Here is a 6,902-nt window from a genome sequence, read left to right on the forward strand (position 1 = left end):
ATGACCGCAGCAGTAGCCCAAGAGAACGCGAGCGGAGCGGACACACAGTCCGGCCGTGTCGTTCGGGTCATCGGCCCCGTTGTGGACGTCGAGTTCCCGCGCGGCTCGATTCCCGCACTGTTCAACGCCCTCAACGCAGAGATCACTCTGCCGACCGTGGCCAAGACCCTGACGCTCGAGGTCGCACAGCACCTCGGCGACAACTTGGTTCGCACCATCTCGATGCAGCCCACCGACGGACTCGTCCGCGGCACTGCAGTCGTCGACTCGGGCAAGCCGATCTCGGTTCCCGTCGGTGACGTCGTCAAGGGCCACGTGTTCAACGCCCTCGGTGACTGCCTGGACACCCCCGGACTCGGCCGCGACGGCGAGCAGTGGGGCATCCACCGGAAGCCACCAGCCTTCGATCAGCTCGAGGGCAAGACCGAGATCCTCGAGACCGGCATCAAGGTCATCGACCTTCTGACCCCGTACGTCAAGGGCGGAAAGATCGGATTGTTCGGTGGTGCCGGTGTCGGCAAGACCGTTCTGATCCAGGAAATGATCACGCGTATCGCACGCGAGTTCTCGGGCACTTCGGTGTTCGCAGGAGTCGGCGAGCGCACCCGTGAGGGCACCGACCTTCACCTGGAGATGGAAGAGATGGGCGTCCTTCAGGACACCGCCCTCGTCTTCGGCCAGATGGACGAGCCGCCCGGCACGCGTATGCGCGTGGCGTTGTCGGCACTGACCATGGCGGAGTACTTCCGCGATGTGCAGGGACAGGACGTTCTTCTGTTCATCGACAACATCTTCCGCTTCACGCAGGCAGGTTCGGAGGTGTCGACCCTTCTCGGTCGTATGCCGTCGGCCGTCGGTTACCAGCCCACGCTGGCGGACGAGATGGGTGAGCTCCAGGAGCGCATCACCTCGACCCGTGGACGCTCGATCACCTCGCTGCAGGCGATCTATGTTCCCGCCGACGATTACACCGACCCGGCCCCGGCCACGACGTTCGCGCACCTCGATGCGACGACCGAGCTCTCGCGTCCGATCTCGCAGATGGGTATCTACCCCGCTGTGGACCCGCTGAGCTCCACCTCGCGCATCCTCGAGCCCGGCATCGTCGGTGCGGAGCACTTCCGCGTCGCCAACGAGGTCAAGCGGATTCTGCAGAAGTACAAGGAGCTGCAGGACATCATCGCCATCCTCGGTATGGACGAGCTTCAGGAAGAGGACAAGGTTCTGGTCGGTCGCGCACGCCGCCTCCAGAAGTTCCTCGGCCAGAACTTCATCGTTGCCGAGAAGTTCACCGGCGAGGCCGGTTCGGTCGTGTCGCTCTCCGACACCATCGAGGCATTCGACAAGGTCACCAAGGGTGAGTACGACCACCTTCCCGAACAGGCCTTCAACAGCTGTGGCGGTCTCGACGATGTCGAGGCAGCCGCGAAGAAGATGGCCGGAAAGTAGACCGACGTGACTTCTTCCGAGAAGAGCGGCATGGAGGTCTCCCTGGTCGCTGTGGAGCAAAAGCTGTGGTCCGGTACCGCGACCATCGTCAGCGCTCAGACCACCGAAGGTGAGATCGGCATCATGCTGGGCCACGAGCCTGTCCTCGGGCAGCTGATCGAGGGTGGCACGGTGTCGATCACGACCACGGACGGCGAGAAGCTCATCGCAGCCGTCCACGGTGGATTCCTGTCGGTGACGGGCAAGACGGTCACCGTGCTGGCAGAATCGGCCGATTTCGCCGACGACATCGATGTCGAGGCGGCACGGGCTGTAGTGGCAGAGAACGGCGACGACGTCGAGGCCATCGCTGTGGCCAAGGGTCGTATCCGCGCTGTCGAGCGGTCCTAGGTTCACGAGAAGCCGCGACGAGACCTGCGATGCACTACGGATTGATTGTTCTGATCATTCTGGTTGTGCTGCTCGCAGGGCTCGTCGCGGCTTTTGCGTATCGTCTGATGGTTCTTCGGCGCGGGGGAACCGCGGCGATCATGCGAGTGTTGCCGTCGGACGGTGGTGCCGGTTGGCGTCACGGCATCATTCGATACGGCGACAACACGCTGGTTTTCTTCAAGCTCTCGAGTCTTCGGCCCGGTCCCGACCATCGGTTGGGTAGGCAGGACATTCACGTGGGGGATCGACGAGCCCCACGGGACACCGAGTTCGACATCATGACACCCGACATCGCCGTGTTGGAGCTGTCCGACGATGACAAGTATTTCGAGATCGCCCTGGACAGAAGTGCGTTGACTGCTTTCCTGTCCTGGGTCGAGTCTCGGCCTTCAGGCCGCTCGCGTCGCCGCCGACCGGCAGCCTGATCAGCTCTCGTCGGTAGTCGGATCGCCCGAGGTGCGGCTCGATCCGGGAACCCACTGGACGTCGCCTTCGGGGTTGGCGTACCGGCTGAGGATGAACAGTAGATCCGAGAGTCGGTTGAGGTATTTCGCCGGCAACGCACTCGTTGTCTCCGGGCTCGCGTGCACAGCAGCCCACGCCGACCGCTCCGCGCGACGAGCCACCGTTCGCGACACGTGTAGCAACGCTCCCAGTGGCGTTCCGCCCGGCAGAATGAACGACGTCAGAGCGGGGAGATCCTCGTTGAACTGGTCGCACCAGCCCTCGAGGCGGTCGACGTAGCTCTGATCGATACGCAGAGGCGGGTACTGCGGATTCTCGACCACCGGAGTCGACAGATCGGCCCCCGCGTCGAAAAGATCGCTCTGGATGGTGCGAATCACCGAATGCACGGTTTCGGACGGGTTACCCAGTGCGAGAACCACACCCAGACTCGCGTTGGTCTCGTCGCAGTCCGCGTAGGCGATCAGTCGTTCGTCGTTCTTGGACACCCTGGAGAAATCGCTCAGCCCGGTGGTCCCGTCGTCGCCGGTTCTCGTATAGATGCGGGTGAGGTGGACGGCCATGCGCGCTACGGTACCGCGCGGGTGTCGGCGGCTCCCGCTGGCTACGCTGTCGACGTGAGTGAACGCTTTTTGGTCAACGGTGGTAATCGCCTCGTCGGTGAGGTGGCGGTCGGTGGTGCGAAGAACAGCGTCCTCAAATTGATGGCGGCAGCGCTGCTGGCAGAGGGCACCAGCACGATCACCAATTGCCCCGACATCCTGGACGTGCCGCTGATGGCGGAGGTGTTGCGTGGGCTCGGCTGCGAGGTCGAGTTGGAGGGATCGGTCGTTCACATCACCACTCCGGCCATGCCGAAGTATCACGCCGATTTCGCGGCAGTTCGCCAGTTCCGAGCTTCGGTGTGCGTGCTGGGACCGCTGGTTGCGCGGTGCAAGAGAGCTGTGGTGGCACTGCCGGGTGGTGACGCGATCGGGTCGCGGCCCCTCGACATGCACCAGTCCGGTCTCCAATTGCTCGGGGCGCGCAGCGAGATTCAACACGGGTGTGTGGTCGCAGAAGCAGACGAATTGCGCGGCGCGAACATCAGACTGGCGTTTCCGTCGGTTGGTGCCACCGAGAACATCCTGATGGCCGCCGTCCTCGCCACCGGGGAGACGGTGATCGACAACGCCGCGCGTGAGCCGGACATCGTCGACGTGTGCAACATGCTCAACGAGATGGGCGCCGACGTCCGCGGTGCCGGCACATCGACCTTGACCATTCGTGGTGTGAGCGCGCTGAAGCCGACGACCCATCGGGTGATCGGCGATCGCATCGTCGCCGCGACGTGGGGGATCGCCGCTGCCATGACTCGTGGGGATGTGCGAGTCCGCGGTGTGAATCCCAAGCACCTGTCGTTGGTGTTGGACAAGTTGAGATCTGCTGGAGCCGAGGTCACCAGCGAGCCCGACGGTTTCCGGGTCGTTCAGCACGAGCGTCCACGGGCGGTCAATTTCGCGACGCTTCCGTATCCGGGGTTCCCGACCGACCTGCAGCCGATGGCCATCGGACTTGCGACGGTCGCCGACGGTACGTCGATGATCACCGAAAACGTCTTCGAGGCTCGGTTTCGGTTCGTCGAGGAGATGATCAGGCTCGGGGCCGACGCGCGTACCGATGGCCACCACGCGGTGGTTCGAGGTGTGCCGCAGCTGTCCAGTGCGCCGGTGTGGTCCTCCGATATCCGGGCCGGGGCAGGCTTGGTTCTCGCGGGGTTGGTGGCCGACGGCACGACGGAGGTGCACGACGTGTTCCACATCGATCGCGGTTATCCGAGATTCGTCGAGAACCTGAGTGCACTCGGTGGCAGCATCGAGCGGGTCAGCTGAGGAGCGCAGCTTCCAGCGCCTCGACCAATATGCTTATCGCATAGTCCAATTCGTCGTCGGAGACCGATCCGTACCCGACGACGATTCCACCCTGGGCTGTGTGCGAGCGGGTCGAATGCTCGAGTGTCGGTACGTCCACGCCACTCGCGGCGCACGAGGTAGCGACGTCGCGGGCTGCGGCGGTATCGAGGATCAACACCGTATGCAGCCCGGCTCCTACTCCACGGAGCTCGCCGAACCTGGCCAGCGCTGCTGCGACCACGCGGTCGCGGGTGCGATAGAGCCGCCGCGCCGTTCGGACGGTTCTGTCCCATTCACCGTCGCGCAGCATGGACGTCATTGCCTGCTGGACGGGAACCGATGGATGGTCGCCGATCGCGCGGCGTGTTGCGGAGATGCGGTCGATCATCGGCTGGGGTGCCACCAACCAGCCGAGACGTATCCCGGCACCCATGGTCTTGGAGACGGTGCCGAGGTAGACGGTTCGGTCGGGTGCAAGTTGGGCCATTGTGGGTAAAGGTGCTGCGCCATAACGGAATTCGGAGTCGTAGTCGTCCTCGATGATCATCGATTCGTTGCCGCGGGCCCAGTCCGCCAGTGCCCGTCGACGGCCGATGGGCATGAATGCGCCGGTCGGATACTGATGCGACGGCGTGACGTATACGGCTGGTGTCCGCGGGGGAGCCGAGTCGAGCTTTTCGACGATCAGACCATCGCGGTCGACGGGAACGTCGTGTAGCGACCACCCGCGGTGCGTCGCGAGCGCGGCGGCGGACCGGTAGCCTGGATTTTCCAGTGCCAGAACGTGATCGACGGATTCGGGAACCGAAAGCGCACCCAGGGCGAGATCGAGACCGTGAATGCTGCCCGTCGTGATCACGATCGACGCTGGAGTGGTGTGCAGTCCGCGCGCGCGTCGGAGTAGTTCGGCGACGCGAGTCCTCAGTTCGAGAGTGCCGGCGGATTCGGGATAGTCGCCGGGAGGTGGTGTGCCGCCGACATCGCGCCAGGCGCGCTTCCAGGCGTCGGATGCCGAGGGTGGGGTCCACGGGATTCCGGGGCGCAGCGATATCCGCGGGGGTGTTCGTGGTGTGGTGCGTGCGCTCGAAGCCGTCGTAACCGATCGACCTGCACGGGGAATCCGTCGGACGTAGTTGCCCGAACCGCGCCGGGCATCGAGCCATCCTTCTGCGACTAGTTGTTCGTAGGCCTTCTCCACGACTGCACGTGCAATGCCCAGATCCATGGAAAGTGCTCGGGTACTGGGTAATCGAGAATCGGGTTGCAGCTTTCCGTCGTCGATTGCGGATCGGATGCGATCGGCCAATTGGACGGGCAGCGTCCGAGCATCGGCGCGATCGATGGTGATCGATATAGAGCTCGGGAGCATGGAGTGTCGGTCTCCTTCGGCATTCGGGTCAAAGTGGCCTGTACAAATCCGACCTCATTGGACCATGACGGCAGGCCACTCATGGCGAATCCTGGAAACCATGACAGTCGACGACGTGCCCCTTTCCCCAACAGAGCGAACCGTAGTGATGCGAGGTAGGAATCGTGCCGGCCTCGAACGGTCGATGTTGCTCGACGTCCTGCGCTCGGCGCGCATCTGCCATATCGGCGTGATCGTGGCAGGAGTGCCTCGGGTCGTACCGACGGTGTTCGGCGTGGATCCCGCCGGTCCCGACAGGGAAGGCACGCTGTACCTGCACGGCTCCGTAGCGTCACGCAGCATGCTCGACGCTCCTGGGCAGGACATCTGCGTCACCATGACCGTCGTCGACGGACTCGTCCTGGCTCGATCCGCATTCCATCACTCGATGAACTACCGAAGTGCCGTTCTGGTCGGACGGCCTCGCAGAGTGGAGGACGCCGACGAGCGGATTCGCGCCTTGGACGCGATAGTCGATCAGGTGGTCCCCGGAAGGAGCGCGTATCTGCGTTCGCACACGCGGAAGGAGGTCGCTGCCACCGCGGTACTGGCGCTTCCGATGTACGAGGCGTCGGTGAAATCGCGGACCGGCGGACCCGTCGACGACGACATCGACGTTCAGCAGGGCGATGTATGGGCCGGTGTCGTCCCGGTGTGGGAGGCGCTCGGCGACGCCGAACCTGCTGTGGACCTCGCGGAGGACTTCCCGGTACCGGACCATGTAGATCACATGTGCCGGAACGCGATGCGGGCGTGAACACTGTTGCAGCAGTGGCAGTTCAGCCTGTGGCTGGCATCACATGCGCTGGTTGCAGCAGATATCGGGCACGACTGCGTGACGCTACGGGGCCGAGCTGCGCGAATGCCGCGAGAGTGACGGTCGACCTGCCGATTTGCGTTGGTGTTGTCGGTGGCGTAACTTTTGTCGAGTCAGAGCGACGGACACCGACCTGGTCTTCACGGACTGGGATACGAGGTTGGACGTGTGGCCTGGCAGGTTTTATCCCCCAAGAGTCGGGCCTTGTGTCCGAGACCAAGCTGGGATAGGCTGGAACAGTTGCCCTTGAGGCCGACGGACTGTGTGTTCGTGGGGTGAGAGTGTGTGCGTGTTCTTTGAGAACTCAACAGTGTGTCGATGAATGTCAGTGCCGAAATTGTTTGTTTTGGTGAATGCATTCGATGTATCAGCCATCCGCTTGTGGTGGTTGTTGTCGGGTGTTGTTTGAAATGCTAGTTGAGTTTTTCTGCTAGTGATT

General features: G+C 63.3%; 7 protein-coding genes. 5 read left to right on the plus strand and 2 right to left on the minus strand.

Translation table 11 applies throughout. The features are described from left to right. Genes atpD through CH251_RS19655 form a run of 3 tightly spaced genes read left to right on the plus strand, consistent with a single transcriptional unit; the run spans position 1 to position 2,306 of the window. Complete coding sequence (atpD, locus tag CH251_RS19645; RefSeq protein WP_027497899.1) at positions 1-1,449, plus strand: F0F1 ATP synthase subunit beta; 1,449 nt, start codon at positions 1-3, stop codon at positions 1,447-1,449. Between the two features lie 30 nt (positions 1,450-1,479). Next, positions 1,480-1,839: a F0F1 ATP synthase subunit epsilon gene (locus CH251_RS19650; RefSeq protein ID WP_032393525.1), complete on the plus strand. Its 360-nt coding sequence runs from the start codon at positions 1,480-1,482 to the stop codon at positions 1,837-1,839. A gap of 29 nt (positions 1,840-1,868) precedes the next feature. After that, the gene (locus CH251_RS19655; protein ID WP_094614646.1) at positions 1,869-2,306 is read left to right on the plus strand and encodes a DUF2550 domain-containing protein; all 438 of its coding nucleotides are present in this window, start codon (positions 1,869-1,871) and stop codon (positions 2,304-2,306) included. Here the strand turns inward: CH251_RS19655 and CH251_RS19660 are convergent, their stop codons facing one another. After that, positions 2,307-2,909: a cob(I)yrinic acid a,c-diamide adenosyltransferase gene (locus CH251_RS19660; RefSeq protein WP_094614647.1), complete on the minus strand. Its 603-nt coding sequence runs from the start codon at positions 2,907-2,909 to the stop codon at positions 2,307-2,309. Between the two features lie 54 nt (positions 2,910-2,963). Between CH251_RS19660 and murA the strand changes: the two genes are divergently transcribed. Beyond that, positions 2,964-4,217, plus strand: a complete 1,254-nt coding sequence (murA, locus tag CH251_RS19665) for a UDP-N-acetylglucosamine 1-carboxyvinyltransferase (RefSeq protein ID WP_094614651.1) — start codon at positions 2,964-2,966, stop codon at positions 4,215-4,217. Here murA and CH251_RS19670 read toward each other — a convergent pair. Further along, positions 4,210-5,607: a PLP-dependent aminotransferase family protein gene (locus CH251_RS19670; RefSeq protein ID WP_094614648.1), complete on the minus strand. Its 1,398-nt coding sequence runs from the start codon at positions 5,605-5,607 to the stop codon at positions 4,210-4,212. The genes murA and CH251_RS19670 overlap by 8 nt on opposite strands. Before the next feature lie 148 nt (positions 5,608-5,755). Between CH251_RS19670 and CH251_RS19675 the strand changes: the two genes are divergently transcribed. Beyond that, positions 5,756-6,403: a pyridoxamine 5'-phosphate oxidase family protein gene (locus CH251_RS19675; protein ID WP_256979189.1), complete on the plus strand. Its 648-nt coding sequence runs from the start codon at positions 5,756-5,758 to the stop codon at positions 6,401-6,403. Positions 6,404-6,902 lie beyond the last annotated feature (499 nt).

It is taken from the genome of Rhodococcus sp. 06-462-5 (genome assembly GCF_002258315.1).
Lineage (GTDB): Bacteria > Actinomycetota > Actinomycetes > Mycobacteriales > Mycobacteriaceae > Rhodococcoides.

Coding starts and splice junctions, on each gene's coding strand:
- atpD (WP_027497899.1), top strand. CDS start 1: ATGACCGCAGCAGTAGCCCAAGAGAACGCGAGCGGAGCGGACACACAG.
- CH251_RS19660 (WP_094614647.1), bottom strand. CDS start 2,909: ATGGCCGTCCACCTCACCCGCATCTATACGAGAACCGGCGACGACGGG.
- CH251_RS19670 (WP_094614648.1), bottom strand. CDS start 5,607: ATGCTCCCGAGCTCTATATCGATCACCATCGATCGCGCCGATGCTCGG.
- CH251_RS19650 (WP_032393525.1), top strand. CDS start 1,480: ATGGAGGTCTCCCTGGTCGCTGTGGAGCAAAAGCTGTGGTCCGGTACC.
- CH251_RS19655 (WP_094614646.1), top strand. CDS start 1,869: ATGCACTACGGATTGATTGTTCTGATCATTCTGGTTGTGCTGCTCGCA.
- CH251_RS19675 (WP_256979189.1), top strand. CDS start 5,756: ATGCGAGGTAGGAATCGTGCCGGCCTCGAACGGTCGATGTTGCTCGAC.